Source organism: Thiomicrorhabdus cannonii (genome assembly GCF_013391695.1).
In the GTDB taxonomy this organism is placed as follows: Bacteria; Pseudomonadota; Gammaproteobacteria; order Thiomicrospirales; family Thiomicrospiraceae; genus Thiomicrorhabdus; species Thiomicrorhabdus cannonii.
In genome coordinates, this window is the sequence record NZ_JACBGH010000004.1 from 192,236 (window position 1) to 210,184 (window position 17,949).

The following is a 17,949-nucleotide window of genomic DNA, read 5'->3' on the forward strand; positions in this document are numbered from 1 at the left end:
TCTCACCACCACACCTAGGGAATTCCCTAAGTAATTCTAGCAAGCATCCTAGTTATTCCCCATCTGTTTTGAAAGTACACTGAGCTAACGATAAAAATCATTATTAATGATTTATTAAATTGGTTAATTCAACAAGGAAGCACATCCATGTCTTTGAATCGTCGGGAATTTATTCATGTCATGTCCATAGCGGCCGCAGCGGGAATGCTGCCGAAAACAGCATCAGCCTTCTCAGCCAAACCATCTGCCAAAGCGCTCCCGATGGAGATGTATCACGCTCCCTTGCAGGGCAAGGTGCGAATTCTTCATACGACTGACACCCATGCTCAATTAAAGCCCATCTACTATCGCGAACCCAATGTCAATCTTGGAATCGGGCCTGCCTACGGGCAGTTGCCGCACATTGTAGGGCACAAACTTTTAAAAACACTCGGCATACAGGAAAACAGTCCGCTAGCCCACGCTTTCAGTTTTTTGGACTTTCAGGAAGCCTCTGAAACCTTCGGCAAAGTCGGCGGTTTTGCGCACATCAAGACACTGCTGGACCACCTGCGCGAGCAGGCGGGAGGACAGCAAAACACGCTGACGATGGACGGCGGCGATTTGTGGCACGGTTCTGCCACGGCGCTATGGACGCGTGGGCAGGATATGGTGGAGGCCTCCAATTTGCTTGGGGTAGACATCATGACGGGGCACTGGGAATTCACCTACACGCAACCCGAAGTGTTGCGCAATATCGCCAAATTCAACGGAGAGTTCCTGGCGCAGAACATGCGCATTAAAGAGGACTCGCTTTTCGGCGACAACTACCGCGCGATGGTGGATCAGCACAACGGCATCGGACTATTTGATGAAGATAACGCCCTGCCCTTCAAACCCTATACCATCCGCACCCTAAACGGCGAACGCATCGCAATCATCGGCCAGGCGTTCCCAAGAACCGCCAACGCCAACCCCCGCGCCAATTTCCCAGACTGGTCTTTCGGACTGCGTGAAGAGTCGTTGCAAAAATCCGTGGATCATATCCGCGCAACCGAAAACGTCGCTGCAATCCTTATGATTTCGCATAACGGCATGGATGTAGACATCAAAATGGCTTCGCGCATCAGCGGAATTGACGCCATTTTCGGCGGACACACCCATGACGGCATCCCTAAAGCGATTCCGGTAAAAACCCCGGAAGGCGGCGTCTGCCACGTCACCAATGCCGGTTCCAACGGTAAATTCGTCGGCTGCATGGATCTGGACATTCAGAACGGTCGATTGCGCGGCATCCACTTCCAACTCTTCCCGGTCTTCGCCAATGTACTGCCGGCAGATAAAACCGTCGATCAGTTCATCACCCAGATGCGCCAAACAAAATATAGCGAGTCCATTATCGAGTCGCGTAATCCCAAATACGCCGTCAATCAAGACCGCCTGGGTAAAACCTATGAATCCATTTTAAATGAAGAATTGGCGATCGCCGAAGACACCCTCTATCGCCGCGGCAACTTCATGGGTACCTGGGATCAGGTGATTGTGAATGCATTGCGTCAAGAACATGATACCCAAATCGCCTTCTCAGCCGGTGTCCGCTGGGGAACCTCGGTCATCGCCGGAGAGGCGATCACTATGGAGCGGGTCATGGACGAAACATCCATGACTTATGGCGAAACCTACAAATCCGAACTGAGCGGCGCACAGATCAAGGATATTTTAGAAGGGGTATGCGAAAACATCTTTCAAAAAGATCCCTACCTGCAATCTGGCGGCGACATGGTTCGTGTAGGCGGACTGAGTTATACCTGCGAACCCAACACCACTCTCGGCCATCGCATCAGTGACATGCGCCTGGACGACGGCACCTTAATTCAGGCCAATAAAACCTATACCGTGGCCGGTTGGGGACAAGTGGAAGAAATGGGTGCCGGCAGACCGGTATGGGATGTCGTCGCCGATCATTTGCGAAATCAAAAATCCGACATGAAACTCAAACGCGTCAACCATCCTACACTGAAAGGCATTTCTGACAATCCGGGATTGGAGGGCTACCATGGCAAACTAATTTAATTTTTTTCGTGATTTGATCTGAGTTTACTCCGTTTTTCCGCCTGTTTTTCCTGACAGTCGGAAAGACTTTCCCCCTTGGTCTCTTTGGGTCACGGGGGCTTTTTATTTTTGGAACCCGGTCACCGTAAATAGAACCTAAACCTGACGGAGATGCTATGAAAACGAATCGCAGAATCCTGACCATCCTCTGCTTATCCTGGCTGCTGTCCATTCCAACGAACGCGCTGGCCGTAAACACCATTGACGGACTGGTTTCCGCCACCTGGCTGAAGGAACACCGGCTCGATCCCGGTCTAAAGATTATTGAAATGTCAGACTCTTCAAGCTTCAACTTTGAAGGCCATATCCCCGGCGCCGTATCCACCAACAAATCTGACTGGCGTTTTCAGGAACCCGACGGAACCCTGCTCCACCTGCCGGACAACGCACTGCAAGACCTGATACAAAACCTGGGAATCCATGACGATGACGCCGTGGTGATCTACTACAAAGGCAAAAACCTCAATGAGGTGTTAGGAGCCCACTACCTGTTCTGGCTGTTTCATCGGCTAGGACATACCCAAGTGGCCATGCTCAATAAAGGATGGCACGGCTGGCTGGAACAAAACGGTGAAATCGAAGAGGACAATATGGCGCCTGCGCGAGGCAATTTCAAAGTACGTTCTCTAAGAGCACTGGAAATCAACTCCGTGGAACTCTACGCGATACATCGTCACTACAACGTGATTGACGGCCGACCTGCCAGCCATTTTTCAGGAAAACAGAAGTTTCCTGCCAATAACCGTTACGGGCGCATTGCAGGAAGCATTAACCAGCCTTGGGAGGAATATCTGCAGACCGACGAGAAAGGATTAATCTATATTGATGCCGAAACGCAGCCTTCTCTCTTGCAGAAACCGATGCTGACACAGGAGCAGCCTCTGATTTTGACCTGCTTTGGCGGCACCGGCGGCGCTACCAATTATTTTATGTTTTACATCAACGGCTACCGTAACCTGAGACTGCACGACGCCGGCATAAGGCACTGGAACACCCTTCAACTGCCTCTAGTCCAATGACAACAAAAATCGGGTATGTAAATTTTGTGATTGTTATAAATAGACTTTACACCTAATAAATATTCTTGAGGACGGGTAAGTTCGGCCCCTTTGAGTTGAGTGTTAGCCTGACTTGGCGAAAGGCTCTGAAAGCGATGAGCTGTCTGAGCAACCTTTGGTTGCGAGTTCGAAATCGCCAGAGCCTGAGGCTTAGTCCGGCTTCACGAGACGAGTAGGGGTGCCCTTTCTTTTCGCCTCTTTTCTTTGGGCAAGCAAAGAAAAGGGGTATCTCAAGGTATTCACAATTCCTATTTTGGATGCTTTTGACTGCTTGAGAAAAATATAAATTGTGGTCAAAACAATCACAAAATTTACATACCCCAAAAATCCTAATGATTTTTCGGTCTCATTATGACCGGCTCCACTGTTAGCCCTGCATGGATTGGCTTACAAACCGCAGCAATGCGCCCGCCAGTTCGTGCTTTGACATCGTAGGCAACACTTTTTCCGACGTTTCGGTTAGGAGCGTCAGTGCATTGTCGTCGCGCTCAAAGCCTTGGCCTTCGCCCACCTGATTGGCGCAGATCATGTCGAGTTTTTTACGGCGCAACTTGTCTTTGGCGTAATCGACCACGTCGTTGGTTTCCGCCGCGAATCCGACCACAAAGGGTTTATTATCCTGCGCGGCCACCCAGGCGACGATATCGGGATTCTTAACCAGTGTCAGCGTCATCTCCTCCACATCCTGCTGCTTCTTGAGCTTCTGTGAAGCCGGCTGCTCGACCCTGAAATCCGCCACCGCCGCGGCGCTGATAAAACAGTCCGCCGCGGCATAATGCTGCTGCACCGCCGCAAACATCTGCCGGGCGGAACGCACGTCGATACGCTTGACCCCTTCAGGCGTCGGCAACGCCACCGGCCCGGTAATCAAGATCACCTGAGCACCCGCCTTGGCCGCCACCTCGGCAATGGCAAAGCCCATTTTGCCGGAACTGCGGTTGCCGATGAAACGCACCGGGTCAATGTCTTCATAGGTCGGGCCGGCGGTGATCAGCAACGCTTTATTCTGCCAAAAAGCCTTGAGTTCAGACCCGGCCTGTTGAGTTTGCAAACGCGCTTTTTCGGCATGCATCACCGCCTCAAAAATCGCCTGCGGTTCGGGCATCCGGCCCTCGCCAACCTCACCGCACGCCTGCTCGCCGCTGGCAGGCGGCAGAATATCCAAACCGCGCTGTTTTAATACGGCTACATTCTCTTGCGTGGCGGCATTGCGCCACATCAGCCGGTTCATGGCCGGTGCCAGCATTATCGGGCGGTCGGTCGCCAGACACAGCGTCGTCAACAGATCATCGGCACGCCCCATGCGCAGCTTGGCCAGGGTTTCGGCACTGGCGGGTGCGATCACAATCTGATCGGCCCAACGCGCCAGCTCGATATGCCCCATGCCGGCCTCCTGATTAGCATCGAAAAGACTGTCGCGCACCGGATGCCCCGACAGCGCCTGAAACGACAATGGCTGAATAAACTCTTTGGCGCCGCTCGTCATCACCACCTGAACCTGATGACCGGCTTTGACAAACAACCGGGTCAGTTCCAACGCCTTGTAAGCCGCAATGCCCCCGGTGACCCCCAACAGTATTTTCATGTTCGACCCATCTTGCCTGATTAAACTGCCATTATGATAACCCGATTTTGCGTCAGGTTGGCATGAGGTTGGCATCAGGTTGGCATCAGGTTGGCATCAGCGGCGGTGTTGCGCGTGACCGCGTGTGTTTTAAACCCAGTCATGTTTAAATAACCACAATCCCCACACTTAAATTCACCCAAGAGAATGCAAAGATGAATTTGGCTCGCGCTTTTAGACACTGCCTATTGTCACTGTGCCTGATGGTCATGGCATTGCCCGTCGCCAGTCAGGCGGCAGCGACTGCCGACCCGGTTCTGCCGGCACAAGCGGCAAGCGCGCTGACGTTGCAGGACATTGAACTTGCCAGCCAGACTCTGGCGCGCAGCGACCAGTTGAATGAGGAACAGAAAAAAACGCTGGGGCAGCAACTTGAAAAAGCCGGCAACTGGGTTAATGAGGCGCTCAAGGAGCAGCAAACCTACCAGCGGCTGAATCAAGAAGTCGCCGGGTTTGAAGCGCGCCAGAAAGAGTTGGCGGCCGGACAGAAAATCCTGGTGGAAAGACTCGCCAATCTGGAAAAAACCGATGCCGAGAAACGTTCCGCCAGCGAACTGACGGCGGCGCTCGGCGAGATCAACCAACAGCTCGATGCCACCCAGCAACAACTGTTGCATTGGGAACGCACTTTGAGCGAGCTTTTACCGCTTGCCAGCGAAGGGGCGGGACGCCTCACTCAGCTGGAAAGCACGCTGGCGCAGCTGCAGGAGAGTGCGGCGCATAACGAGGCGAATCCTCCGGCCGACCTCGGCCTGCGCATCCAGCAGCTATCTCTTAACGCGCGCGTCCAGGCGCTCAAGGCCAATCTGCAACTGCTCGGCTACAAAATGAGCAACCTCGGCCGCCTTACCGAAGCGGCTCAGAGCGAACGCGATTACTGGTTTCTGAAAAAAACCGTCCTGCTCAAACAGGCGTCACAGCTGCAGGCCAAACTGCAAACCCTCAAAGCGGCCGAGGCGGAAGCCGATCTGCAGCAAACACTGCAACAGGAGATTGCGGCCGACCATCCGCTTTACGCTTTATACAGCCAGATCATTGCGCTGCAACAGGAAAAAAACGAGCTGATCCTGCAGGAAAAGTCGATTACCCAACAAATCAATCACGGCAACGAAGCCATTGCCACCCTGAAAACCCATTTCAGCCGCGACAAACAGATCGTGGCATTGGAAGGCTCCCGCGAAACCATTGCCCAGGTGCTGCACAAGCGTCTGGAAACGCTCGGAGCCTTCACGTTCAAACCGCGCGACTGGCTGAAGACCAAGAATCTGATCAACGAAGCCGTGCTCAAGCAACTGCTGTTAAATGAAAAGCTCAATGACATTAACCGCCAGACGCCCGAAGCGCTGACCCGCTCCCTGCTGGGTGAGCCGACGCCCGCGATGAGTGCCGACGAACAACAACACTTCTCGCAAGCCACCGCCAAACTGACCGCCGACTATGTGCAAACCGCCAGGGAACTGCAAAGCCTCTATCCGGCTTATATCAGCAAGCTCTCGGAACTCAACACGGTTTTCAGCCAGCAAGAGGAACAGCTCACGCAATACCGCCGCTTCCTCAACGACCATCTACTGTGGCTGCCTAACGTCACCTTGGGCGACCTGCTCAATACCCAGGCCCTGACATCGAGTCTGGCGGGCTTGCTCTCCCCGAGCGCTTTGGCACTGTTGACCGCGGATGTCCGCCAGATCGTCCAAGCCCATCCGGAACTCGTGTTTTTATGGATTGTGCTGCTTGCCCTGTTGCTGGCGCCCAGACAACGCATCATCGTGGCGCTTGGTCAGGCGGCGGCCCATACCACTTCGATCCGCACGGATGCCTACCGCTACACGCTTCAGGCCGGTTTTTACACGCTGCTGCTCAGCCTGCCTCTTCCCTGGCTGCTGTTCGGCGGCGCGCTGCTGCTGAACCAGGCGGAAGCGCCGTCCGACTTTACTCTCAATCTGGCCCAGGGACTGGCCGATGCCGGCCTGTTGATTTTGCTGCTTGCGATGCTAAAGCAGATCTGCCGCGCCGACGGCCTGGCGGAACGTCATTTCCGCTGGCATAACAGCGTCCGCCACACCTTGGTGCAGGAACTGCGTTGGGTCATGCCGTTAGGCGCCATCCTGATTCTGCTGATTGATTTGAGCGCCAACGCCAACAGTGCCGCCGAAACGCAACTGATCGGTCGTCTGGCGTTTATCACGCTGATGGTCGGTATGATCGTGCTGGGCTATCGCCTGTGGTCTTCGCGCAGCGAAATCATGCAGGATTTCAGCCATACCGCCAAAACCCAGGCCTGGTTGCAGCTGCATTTTCTGTGGTTTCCGCTGCTGCTGGCCTTTCCGCTGTTTCTGATCTGGGCGACGGCGGCGGGCTATTACTACTCGGCGCTGGTGATCGCCGAACGTTTCCACTGGATGCTCGGTTTGGTACTGGTCATCTATATCGTGCGCGAACTCTTCTTGCGCAGCCTCTACTTGTCGGAGCGCAAACAGCATTACGCGGAACGCCTGCAAAAACGCCAGGCGCAACTGGCGCAGCAGGGCAACGCCGCGGAGGCCAACGCCCTGCCCGAGCTGCCCGAAGAGCCGGAAATCGATTATGAAAAGCTCAGCAAACAGGTCAGACAGGCGCTGAATCTGGTGTTTATTCTGGCTTTTCTCTCCGGCATCTGGTTCATCTGGCAGGACGTACTGCCGGCACTGAACCTCATCAACGACAGCACCCTCTCCCTGACCAAATCACAGGTCGTGGACGGCGTGGTGCAGCAGGTACCGCTCACCCTCGGCGACCTGGTGTGGGGCGTCGCTTTAGGCGCCATGACCTTGCTGCTGGCCAAAGACCTACCCGGCCTGCTGGAATTTATGCTGCTCAAGCATTTGCCCATCAGCGCCGCCGCGCGTTATGCCATCACCACCCTCACGCAATATATCATCGCCATTATCGGTCTGGTGATGATTTTCCGCGCGCTGGGCATCGAATGGTCGAACATCCAGTGGCTGGTGGCGGCGCTGTCGGTGGGTCTGGGCTTCGGTTTGCAGGAGATTGTCGCCAACTTCGTCAGCGGGATTATTTTGCTGTTTGAACAGCCGATCCGCGTCGGCGACATCGTCACCGTCAACGGGGTATCGGGTAAGGTATCGCGCATCCGCATCCGCGCCACCACCATCGTCAACTGGGATAGACAGGAACTGGTCATTCCCAATAAACAGATCATCACCGGCCAGTTCATCAACTGGTCGCTGACGGATCAGGTGACGCGTATCCGGGTTGACGTGGGTGTGGCCTACGGCAGCGATGTCGCCAAAGCGTTAAAGCTGATTAAAGAGGCTGCGCTCAATCACCCCAAAGTGCTCAAGGACCCCGAGCCATTTGTGGTTTTCGAAGCCTTTGGCGACAACTCTCTGCAACTCTCCTTGCGGGCGTTTGTTGAGGATCTGGACAACTTCATCCTTATCCGTTCGGAGCTGCACAGCGCCATTAACGAAGCCCTTAAACAGGCAGAGATTGTCATCGCCTTCCCGCAGCGCGATGTCCATCTGGACACCTCGCAACCGCTGGAAATCCGCGTGAGCAAGGCCGCCAGAGAGAACACCGCCGGCACTTAATCGAACAGGCGCTCCAAATCGCCGCACACCATCGGCCGGCCCTCGGCGCTGACAGCCACACCGATGGCGCGCGAGGAGACCATCAGGGCATCGTCGCTCTGACGGTGGGCGTGCTGGATAAACACGAATTTCAAGCGCGACTCGCGCTCCACCGTCACACTCACATAAAAATCGTCCTTGGGACGCAGCGAGCGTTTGAAATCCAGTTCGATCCGCGTCACCATCAAATTGATTCCCGCCTCGGCCAACGCCGAAAAATCGACCCCTTTCTCCAGCAGGAACTCATGGCGCGCATGCTCGAAATAATTCTGGTAAACGCTGTTGTTGACCACACCCTGCAAATCGCACTCATAATCGCGCACACGCATCGGATACTTAAACATTGACTGCCCCTTCACTGACTATTCCTTTCATTTTTAAGATGGGTTATCTTAGCAACTCTACGCAAAAAAGGAATCGGTTCGATGGCAATCAGCGACTGGCATGAAAACGACCGTCCTCGCGAAAAACTGCTGAAGTTTGGCGCTCACAGCCTGAGTGATGCCGAACTGTTGGCGATATTTCTGCGCGTCGGCGTCAAAGGCCAAAGCGCGGTCGACCTGGCGCAAAGCCTGATTGACCACTTCGGCGATCTGCATAGCCTGCTCAATGCCAACGAAACCGAATTCTGCGAAGCCAAAGGTCTCGGGCAGGCCAAATTCGTGCAGCTTAAAGCCGTCCTGGAAATGTCGCGTCGCCATTTTGAAAGCGGTCTGAAAAAAGGCGATGCTTTCACCCAACCCGAAAGCGTTGCCCGCTACCTGCTTCATCAAATCGGCTTCCAGCAGCGCGAACAGTTTGCCCTGCTGTTGCTCGACCAGCAACACCACCTGATTAACCTCGAGGTGCTGTTTCACGGCACACTCAATCAAGCCAGCGTCCATCCGCGCGAAGTGGTTAAAGCCGCTCTGGCGCAAAATGCCGCCGCGGTGATTCTGGCGCACAACCACCCCTCCGGCGATCCGTCGCCCAGTCAAAGTGATATCGACCTGACCCGTACACTCAGCCAAGCGCTGGCGCTGGTCGACATCCGCTGCCTGGATCACATCATTCTCGGCGACTTCGGACGCTGGCACTCTTTGGCCCACCACGGGCAAATGCCTTAAAAGATCAAGAACCATGCTCCAGAACCCCACAAGACCCGGCCTGTTGAGTTTTTCAAAACCGTTTTCAACGCATTTTGCATTGCGCGCCATGCAAATACTTTGGCTATGGTTGACACTTACTCTAGCGTTTTATGTCAGCTGGATAACATTATCCAAAGTCGATTTCCTGTATGGAACCTGGTATGAGGTTGGCGACTTTGAAACGCACATCAATCATTATGCGCCACAAAACCGTTTTCGTCATGGCTTTGAACAAACCGACAAAACCACACGTTTAGCGTTGTTTGGCGGGATTGTGGAGGCCATTCACCACCAAGGCAACGGATTGAAACAATTACACTACACCGATGCAAAAAATCGCACTATTCCGCTACTGCATCAGAGTGAAGTCGTTCATCTTAAGGACGTAGCCAACTTAATCGACTTCCTCTCATCTTTGGGCTGGGGGCTTGCTTTGGCATGGTTGATAATAACAGCCATACTCCTTTCCAAACGACACTTTCCCAACATAAAAACAAGCCTGCTACAAATTGGTCTCACGCTCATGGCCATTGGTTTACTCATTGCCGCTGTCGGCGCCAAAGAGATTTTCTATCAACTGCATATCTGGATCTTTCCGGCAGACCACCGCTGGTTCTTCTATTACCAAGACTCGCTCATGAGCACGCTGATGAAAGCACCCGATCTGTTTGCCTATATCGCCGCCAGCCTGACGGCATTGAGCCTACTTTGCTTTATGCTGGTGCTTATGTTCTTTCACTTACCAATCATCAAAAACGTCAAAAAATTGCGCTAAAAAGCACTCATCGTTCCAATTTCAGGCAAAAATAAACAACAACACAAAACCTTCTTATTTCCTTCATAAAACCGAGCCTTTTCTGCAACCTGCCTGTAATAGTGTTTGCTTATGATTTCCGCACCCACCCAGGGGATTTAGGATCTCAACAAAGGAACACTTACATGAAACTGAATAAACTGACTCTGGCTATGTCGCTTGTATTGAGTGCATCGGCTTTAACATTAGTCGGCTGTGCCGGTGAAGACGTCTCTGACTCAGACCTTGCAAACGCAATTGCAGATGCACGTACATTCCAATCAATTGAATTTACCGATACAGCTGCACCATCAACAGCTGAAAAAATGGCTACAACTTACACCGAGTCTTCAGCCATTATTACTTATACCGACGGTACGACTAAAACATTCCCTCTAACGTACAAAAAGCTTTTTGGCACAACAAGCAAAGTGGGCACCAATGCCAATCCTGCTGGTCAGCTTTATGATATGGACATGAATCCTTTAGAAGACTCATTGGGAATGCCACTCGTTGCTGAAACGCCAGATTCGAACAGCTTGCTAAAAATTGGCGACAAAATCTATATGGTTTCGCATCTGGAATATGACTGGATTATTTCTGACGGAAGTAAGGCTCCTAGCCGTGCACCAATGGGAATGATTCTTACTGAAATGCAACAAGATTCAAAAACGGGTGAATTGACTGCTGTTGATCAGGCTCCAATCAGTTTCTCAAATGTTGATGGTCTATGGATTCCATGTTTCGGCTCACAGACACCTTGGAACACGCACCTAGGTTCTGAAGAAGATTACGACATGCAGTACAATCCTCTAAGTAGTTCGTACACAACCACAACAAATGCTATTAATGTTATGAGTGACATGTATTTCAACTCAACTAAAGTAGCTAATCCATATCACTATGGTTTCTTCCCAGAAGTGACTGTTAATGAAGATGGGTCGACTAATGTCGTTAAGCATTACTCTATGGGTCGCGGTACGTGGGAAGCGGGTAAAGTCATGCCAGACAGTCGTACTGTTTACTACGGTGATGACGGCACTAACGTTGCACTATTCATGTATGTTGCCGATGAAGCTGAAGATTTGTCAGCAGGTACTTTATACGCTGGTAAATTCTCACAAAACGGTACTTCATACAGCGGCGACTTCAGCTGGGTTAAGCTTGGGCATGCTACCGATGCAGAAGTTAAAACGCTAGCAGACACAACGACTTTTGATGACATTTTCTACAATGGAACTTTTGACAGTGGCACAGAAACATGCCCAACTGTTTCCGGTGTTGCGACTACACGTGTTCGTGCCGGTTCAACGTTTGATGAATGTTTGGCCGTCAAACCAGGCATGGAAAAAGCGGCTGCTTTCTTAGAGGCTCGCCGTTACGCAGCTCTTAGTGGTGCAACCGTTGAGTTCAACAAAATGGAAGGTATCGCGGTTAACGATGCTGATAAAAAATTGTACATGGCTATCTCTTACCTTGATAAAGGCATGAAAGACAATGCTCTGCCAGCTTCGATGGAGCACATCAAAATGGCTAAGATCAATGCAGGTGTCACTTTCACGCTTCCAATGACTCCAGGTCAAGTTGATCAAAATGGTGACCGCATTGAGTCTGATTATGTTGTAACTTCAATGTATGCTGAAGACAAGCTCATCGGTCGCGATATCGCTGCTGATGCACTGGGTAACACAGCTGATCCTGACTTTATCGCAAACACTGACAACATCTTCTTCTCTGAGAAAATGCGCACTCTGTTTGTAGGTGAAGACTCTGGTACTCACGTTAACAACTTCGTATGGGCATACAACGTTGATACTAAGAAGCTATCTCGTATCCTGACTAACGTAGCGGGTGCGGAAGCAACGGGTCTACAAGCGGTAGAAAACATGGACGGTTTTGCTTACATCATGAGCAACTCTCAACACCACGGTGACTACATCAGCACTATGGATGCCACGTTGGAATCTGCAGTTGAAGCAACTGGTCTTGTTGACAAGTTTGATGGTAACTTCGGCTACATTGGTGGAATGCCAGCAATCAAATAAAACCGTGAGCTAATCACAACAAAGCCGGCAACAGTGCCGGCTTTGTTCCTTTATCTCCAGCAAGTATTTAAAGAAAAATCATCTCAATGTCTTGCCAGATGCTTTTTCCTTAGATTCTTTAAATTAAAAGACGCACAATGATCATGCTTAAATATCTGTTCTTTATCGCTTCCTCATTAATCATTCTTAATGCGGGTTGCCAACCTACCGATTCCAACGATACCAGTTTGAATAACGATAGTGACGAAATCATTGCAACGCCCAATATCATTGGAAAATACTTTAACCCTATAACCTTTACAAATCCTTACGCAAATGTTCCTGCACAGTGCTATATCGAAACCAGCAATGGAAGACAGAACGCTTGCCTATTCTGTCATACCAATGGTCTATATCACTTAGGAGTTGGAAACAACAATCCACAAGCGGGAGCCATTCCTGGCTTGAATTTGCAGATTGACTATGGTTTTGATCCATTAAGCACCACTGCTCCCTATGCATCAATCAACCGCTGGGAAAACACACTCTATCCGGAAAAATTAGCGCAATATGTTGCGGAGTTAGGCATTGTCATGAATGACTGGGACATGCAATCTTATATTCGAACAGATAACTGGCAGGCTGCTTTTAATCAGCGTTTAGGCTCACCAAAAGATTGGGATAGCGGTTATGAAAATGCAATGCGTCTCCTACCGGGTCTTAACCCACAAGATTTACCTGCGGATTCCGATGGCTTTGTGAGAACAACCAATACTGAAAATGCCTTCTTTACAGATGCGAAGGGCGGCATCACTGGCTGGCGTGCCATTAACTTCATGCCTTATGGGATTTTCACCCCAATCAGCGGATCGGTATCCGGTATCTATATCCGTCTACCTGAAAAATTCATGAAAAACCAAAATAATGAATTTGATCTGACCACCTATCAGACGAATTTAGATCTATTGGAAAAAGCCATTAAGGATGAACTTGGTGCCCTGGAGGAAACAACCTATGCAGGGATGGCTAATGACGAAACTCTGCTTCGAGGAGCCTATCCAAAAGGAACAGAATTTGCGCACCCTTTGCACTATGTTGATATGGAAGCCGATGACATTAATGCAGTCAGTCAATTCACAGGAACGCGCGCTCAAAGAGTCAAAGAAGTCCGTTATATGTACAAATATGAAAGCTATGATCCGATGGGCTCTACACCAGGCAGTGGCGAAGGTGATTCTATCTACGGAAACAATGAGCAAGGCTGGGTTTATAACGGAACCGGCTGGATTTTGTCCGGCTTTATTGAAAACAAGGATGGTATTTTACGTCCTCAGACAACAGAGGAACTGACTCAATGTATCGGTTGTCACTCCGGTTTTAAAAATACCGAATTCCCTAACTTTTCCAGCGGAACGGGGGGCACTGTGGATAGCACCTGGGCATTTCCTAGAAAACTACCGAATAATTTAGGCTGGCAAGAAATGAATTATCTTGGATTCACCATCAATTCAGACGGCAGCGTTAAATCGACCATTCAAGAACCCAATAACCGTGAAAAAGGCATGGGGGAATTTGGACTATTCTTGAGTTATGTAGTGGGAGCTAGTCTATATGGCGAGGTGCCACCTATTTATGAAAATAATTTCCAGAACATTATTACTCAAACAAACGGTTATTCATACGATTGGCCGACCCTGGATACCACAACAGCTCAAGACTTTGAAAATACCAGTGAACAACGTCAAACTCTACTAAGAGAATTTGTCGAGCGCGGTGATTATCTAGACAATGATGGAACCATAAAGAGCTTTTTACTTTATCCATCAGAAGACTTTGCCCTCGCCAACGCTCAACGTTATCGCCAGGTTGTTGCAACTCAACGCTATAAATATGGGAAAGACGTCTTTGCACAAACTCCTAGCAACTATCATCACTATCGTCTACCAGATCAGACTGCCCTTAAAATTGATGGTACAGCTTACGAATTTGGCGAGATTATTACCGAAAGATCCGTGCAACTTGATGAACCGACCAGATTTGATTACAGAGCCGGCGACTCAATCACGCTGATCAACAAAGATCTGCCTTTCGAAAACGGTGGAACATACTTCCCTGAATATGTTCCTTATATCGCAGATAAATAACACTATAAGGTAAAAGAACCGGAATCCAACAACCAATTTTTAAACAAGCACCAAGATAAAATCATCCAGGAGAGCGTGAAGCGGACATCCTATTGAATTCAAGAATAATTACTTGCAATTCAATGGTTTTTTGTGGATAATTCCGCTTCTTATTTTTTGCGCGTTGTTTAACGTGTGCTAAATATAGAAATATTCGAATATTTTTATTTTTTACAGAAAAGCTGGGTGGCGTTAAACGTTCTCAGTATTTTCGTTATTTTAGAGGGATTGTGAAATGTCTAGAGTATGCCAAGTGACAGGCAAGCGTCCTGCGGTCGGTAACAATATTTCTCACTCTCACCGTAAAACACGTCGTCGCTTTTTGCCAAACCTGCAAACGCACCGTTTTTGGTCAGAAGTTGAGAACCGTTTTGTAAAACTGCGCCTATCTACTGCAGGTATGCGTATCATCGACAAGAACGGTATTGACGCGGTGATCGCTGAAATGCGTTCACGTGGTGAGAAGGTCTAAGGAGACAGCCATGCGCGATAAGATCAAACTAAAGTCAACTGAATCTGCTTATTACTACACTACTGATAAGAATAAGAAGAACATGGCTGGCAAATTCGAGATCAAGAAATACGACCCTATCGTTCGTAAGCACGTCTTGTTCAAAGAAGCCAAAATCAAATAAACTTTACCCAAGTTTAGCTGATGAAACCCGATTCAAAAGATCGGGTTTTTTTATGCCCGCAACAAACCGGGCAAACCGAAACTACCCCTTGGATGGATGATTAGTGTTGGATGGCTGACTATTGGCCTGAGGATTAAACACCACGACACGGTTACGCCCCTGAGTCTTCGCCAAATAGAGCATTTCGTCGGCATACTGATAAAGCGTTTTGGAATCCATCTCCTCACCCGGTTCGACATAATACCCGCCAGCGGAAATGGTCATAACGCCATAAGGCGAGGTGCGGCTCTCAACCCCCATCTGCTCCACCTCTTTGCAAACCTCCTGCAGATGCAGTTCAAACTCTTCGCGCGAAGCGAACACCGACAAGACAAAAAACTCCTCGCCCCCTAGGCGGAATACAAAGTCATTGGCGCGGAGAAAACCTGTCTTGATCTTATCCGAGGTCATTTTCAGCAGTTTGTCGCCGTACTGATGGCCGTATGAGTCATTAATCGCTTTAAAATAATCGATATCGAACATGGCTGCCGCCAGCCCATGGCCTTCGCGATGCATGCGGCGCAATTCCTGCTCCAGCACCGTATTAAAGTGACGGCGGTTATACAATCCGGTCAGATCATCGGTAATGGAAAGCTGTTCGATCCGTTTTTTATCGGTAATATCCACACGCGTGGCCAGCACAGCGACGACCTCACCCCTCAAATTTTTCTTAGGGGTTAAGGTCAAATTAATCCAATAAGGCTGTCCTTGCTTGGTTCTGGCCTCGACTTCTCCCTGCCAGGTATGGCCGGACTGAACGTGAGCGTAAATGGCCTGGATCTGTTCAGGCGAAATACTCTCTCCCACCAAACACAAATAGTCCATTCCAATCAATTCATCGTGGCTATAGCCGCTCAGAATGGAAAACGAATCTGCTGCGGCAAGGATTTTCATCGACTTCAAATCAATCTCGGTTGCATAAGAAAGTTCGTGAATCTGCCTGATATAAGCTTTCTGGCGGCGTTTCTGATAAGCGTAAACCAGCAGCAACACAAGCAGTCCCAGCATAATCAGCACGGCGGGAATGACGATTTCCAATACTTCTTTTAGATTGACCTTGTTTACCATCTCCAGCTTGATCCAACGGTTGTAGATGGCTTGACGCTCCTCGTCCGGAAGCGAATTCAAGGTTTTCTGTATAATGCTGAACAGCAACGGATTATCTTTCTGCACCCCCATCGACAGTTCAAACCGCTCGTCAAACTGGCCTACAATCTGGATGCCCTCCAAACCGTTCTTGCGAAGGGTGTGGTTGATGACCGCGAGATTGCCGAGATACCCCATCGCCTTGCCTTCGAGCACGGCATCCAAGCCCTGCTTGACCGTATCGACCAGCACCAGATTGATTTTGGGATAGTGCGTTTTAAGAAACTCGTGCGACCAGTAGTCTTTGACGACCGCAATGGTCTGATCGTTCAGCAGTCTGTAATCATCGATAAACGGCACCTCTTTGCCTGCCGCCAAGACCATCGGAAAAGAGAGATAGGGCAAAGTGAAATTCATGTACTCCTGACGCTCGGGGGTCGCCACGGCGCACGCATACATATCCACCTTGCCTTGCTTGGCCAACTCCACCGCCTCGGGCCAGGTTTTGTCTTTCAGAACCTCAAACTTCAACCCCAACCGGGACTCGAACAGCTTGATATATTCCGCGGTAATGCCGCTGTAACCCTGTTCGGGATCCATAAACTCGAACGGTTCCCAATCCGGATCGTTGCCCAGCCTGACCACCGGATGCTTCAGCAGATAGGCCCGTTCTTCCGCCGTATAAACCGGCGTGTTTTCGTTAAACACAAATCCTTTGATATCCAGACGATCCAGCTGCTCCTCCGAAATCAGCCCCGCCTCCTTGGCATCCAGCGCGGTGGCGAGCAGTTTGGGCAATTCCACATTGCCAATCGGCGTATGACCGGATTGCACATAACGCACGGTGGCACGCGCTTCCGCCAATAGTGCGTCGCGCGATTTCACTACCGGGTAATGGGACATAATAAAGTCCACCACTTCTTTCTGGTGGGTGATTGCATACTTCCATCCCAGAATCGTCGCGCGCTTGAACTTCAACACCATATCGGGATGCACGGTCGCCAATTTGGAAGAGGTGATAATCAGATCGCCATAGCTTTGCACGCCATAGGTTTTCGGATCAAGAGTATAAAAAGGAACGCCCTGTTCGGTCAGACGATAGGGTTCATTGGTGTAGTAGGCGGTATAAAAATCGATTTTGCGGTCAATAAAGTCGTTCAAATCGCCGCTGGAAGGCACCTCTTCAATCGGCTTTTCCACCACCGCCTGTGCCTTATTGAGTAGCGCTATCACCTGCAGGTTTCCGTAATGCATCACCTTTTTGCCGGACATGGCGCTTAAATCATGCAAGGGGTCGTGCGACAACAGCACAATCGGCGAAAACTGGAAGGAGGCCATCACTAAGGAAATCGGCGCGCCCTTGGCATAGTCCGCCACCATGGCGCCGTAACCGATACCAAAATCGGCACGACCGGAAACCACCTCATCCACCACCTGAATGCCCGACTTCCAGGACTTGACGGTCACATCCAAGCCTTCGTCGTGATAATACCCCTGTTGAATGGCCGCATACACACCGGCAAACTGAAACTGGTGATTCCAGTTAATCTGCACGGAAACCGGTTGCAATCCTTTGGCAGGCGCCGCTGCCGACACGTACCCCGAAACAATGACCAGAAAAACGGTCAAACAACCGCGCCAACACAACCACCCTGTTTTC

Annotated in this window: 12 protein-coding genes; 9 read left to right on the top strand and 3 right to left on the bottom strand. The window is 50.4% G+C overall.

All coding sequences use genetic code 11. The features are described from left to right. Nucleotides 1-147 precede the first annotated feature (147 nt). Together HZ297_RS06660 and HZ297_RS06665 are read left to right on the top strand one after the other, a co-directional pair. On the top strand, nt 148-2,052 hold the full coding sequence (locus HZ297_RS06660; protein ID WP_178862213.1) for a 5'-nucleotidase C-terminal domain-containing protein: 1,905 nt from the start codon (nt 148-150) through the stop codon (nt 2,050-2,052). 155 nt (nt 2,053-2,207) lie between these two features. Then, nucleotides 2,208-3,110 (top strand): sulfurtransferase, encoded by a 903-nt coding sequence (locus tag HZ297_RS06665; RefSeq protein WP_178862214.1) that lies wholly within the window; start codon nt 2,208-2,210, stop codon nt 3,108-3,110. 406 nt (nt 3,111-3,516) lie between these two features. Here the strand turns inward: HZ297_RS06665 and coaBC are convergent, their stop codons facing one another. Beyond that, complete coding sequence (gene coaBC / locus HZ297_RS06670) at nt 3,517-4,734, bottom strand: bifunctional phosphopantothenoylcysteine decarboxylase/phosphopantothenate--cysteine ligase CoaBC (RefSeq protein ID WP_178862215.1); 1,218 nt, start codon at nt 4,732-4,734, stop codon at nt 3,517-3,519. Nucleotides 4,735-4,928: 194 nt separating this feature from the next. Between coaBC and HZ297_RS06675 the strand changes: the two genes are divergently transcribed. Then, entirely contained in the window at nt 4,929-8,363 is a 3,435-nt protein-coding gene (locus HZ297_RS06675; protein ID WP_178862216.1) for a mechanosensitive ion channel domain-containing protein, read from the top strand. Here HZ297_RS06675 and HZ297_RS06680 read toward each other — a convergent pair. After that, entirely contained in the window at nt 8,360-8,746 is a 387-nt protein-coding gene (locus HZ297_RS06680) for an acyl-CoA thioesterase (RefSeq protein ID WP_178862217.1), read from the bottom strand. The two genes, HZ297_RS06675 and HZ297_RS06680, sit on opposite strands and share 4 nt — an antisense overlap. 81 nt (nt 8,747-8,827) lie before the next feature. On the opposite strand from HZ297_RS06680, the gene radC reads away from it, so the two are divergent. The 6 genes from radC to rpmG all read left to right on the top strand — a co-directional run bounded on the left by radC (nt 8,828) and on the right by rpmG (nt 15,164). Then, nucleotides 8,828-9,508, top strand: coding sequence for a RadC family protein (gene radC, locus HZ297_RS06685; RefSeq protein ID WP_178862218.1), 681 nt, complete (start codon nt 8,828-8,830; stop codon nt 9,506-9,508). Between the two features lie 13 nt (nt 9,509-9,521). Further along, the gene (locus tag HZ297_RS06690) at nt 9,522-10,304 is read left to right on the top strand and encodes a lipoprotein intramolecular transacylase Lit (RefSeq protein WP_178862219.1); all 783 of its coding nucleotides are present in this window, start codon (nt 9,522-9,524) and stop codon (nt 10,302-10,304) included. A 164-nt stretch (nt 10,305-10,468) separates the two neighbouring features. Further along, on the top strand, nt 10,469-12,367 hold the full coding sequence (locus HZ297_RS06695; RefSeq protein ID WP_178862220.1) for a PhoX family protein: 1,899 nt from the start codon (nt 10,469-10,471) through the stop codon (nt 12,365-12,367). Nucleotides 12,368-12,504: 137 nt separating this feature from the next. Continuing rightward, nucleotides 12,505-14,490 (top strand): Aq_1262 family (lipo)protein, encoded by a 1,986-nt coding sequence (locus HZ297_RS06700; protein WP_178862221.1) that lies wholly within the window; start codon nt 12,505-12,507, stop codon nt 14,488-14,490. A 274-nt stretch (nt 14,491-14,764) separates the two neighbouring features. After that, nucleotides 14,765-15,001, top strand: a complete 237-nt coding sequence (gene rpmB, locus HZ297_RS06705) for a 50S ribosomal protein L28 (protein ID WP_178862222.1) — start codon at nt 14,765-14,767, stop codon at nt 14,999-15,001. Nucleotides 15,002-15,011: 10 nt separating this feature from the next. Next, complete coding sequence (rpmG, locus tag HZ297_RS06710) at nt 15,012-15,164, top strand: 50S ribosomal protein L33 (RefSeq protein WP_173274019.1); 153 nt, start codon at nt 15,012-15,014, stop codon at nt 15,162-15,164. A gap of 81 nt (nt 15,165-15,245) precedes the next feature. On the opposite strand, the gene HZ297_RS06715 is transcribed toward rpmG, so the two are convergent. Further along, complete coding sequence (locus tag HZ297_RS06715) at nt 15,246-17,918, bottom strand: transporter substrate-binding domain-containing diguanylate cyclase (RefSeq protein ID WP_246261701.1); 2,673 nt, start codon at nt 17,916-17,918, stop codon at nt 15,246-15,248. Nucleotides 17,919-17,949: the final 31 nt, after the last annotated feature.

Bases quoted from the DNA above. Each gene is read 5' to 3' on its own strand.
- rpmG (WP_173274019.1), top strand. From the start codon at position 15,012: ATGCGCGATAAGATCAAACTAAAGTCAACTGAATCTGCTTATTACTAC.
- HZ297_RS06680 (WP_178862217.1), bottom strand. From the start codon at position 8,746: ATGTTTAAGTATCCGATGCGTGTGCGCGATTATGAGTGCGATTTGCAG.
- HZ297_RS06700 (WP_178862221.1), top strand. From the start codon at position 12,505: ATGATCATGCTTAAATATCTGTTCTTTATCGCTTCCTCATTAATCATT.
- coaBC (WP_178862215.1), bottom strand. From the start codon at position 4,734: ATGAAAATACTGTTGGGGGTCACCGGGGGCATTGCGGCTTACAAGGCG.
- HZ297_RS06665 (WP_178862214.1), top strand. From the start codon at position 2,208: ATGAAAACGAATCGCAGAATCCTGACCATCCTCTGCTTATCCTGGCTG.
- HZ297_RS06660 (WP_178862213.1), top strand. From the start codon at position 148: ATGTCTTTGAATCGTCGGGAATTTATTCATGTCATGTCCATAGCGGCC.
- radC (WP_178862218.1), top strand. From the start codon at position 8,828: ATGGCAATCAGCGACTGGCATGAAAACGACCGTCCTCGCGAAAAACTG.
- rpmB (WP_178862222.1), top strand. From the start codon at position 14,765: ATGTCTAGAGTATGCCAAGTGACAGGCAAGCGTCCTGCGGTCGGTAAC.
- HZ297_RS06690 (WP_178862219.1), top strand. From the start codon at position 9,522: ATGCTCCAGAACCCCACAAGACCCGGCCTGTTGAGTTTTTCAAAACCG.
- HZ297_RS06695 (WP_178862220.1), top strand. From the start codon at position 10,469: ATGAAACTGAATAAACTGACTCTGGCTATGTCGCTTGTATTGAGTGCA.
- HZ297_RS06675 (WP_178862216.1), top strand. From the start codon at position 4,929: ATGAATTTGGCTCGCGCTTTTAGACACTGCCTATTGTCACTGTGCCTG.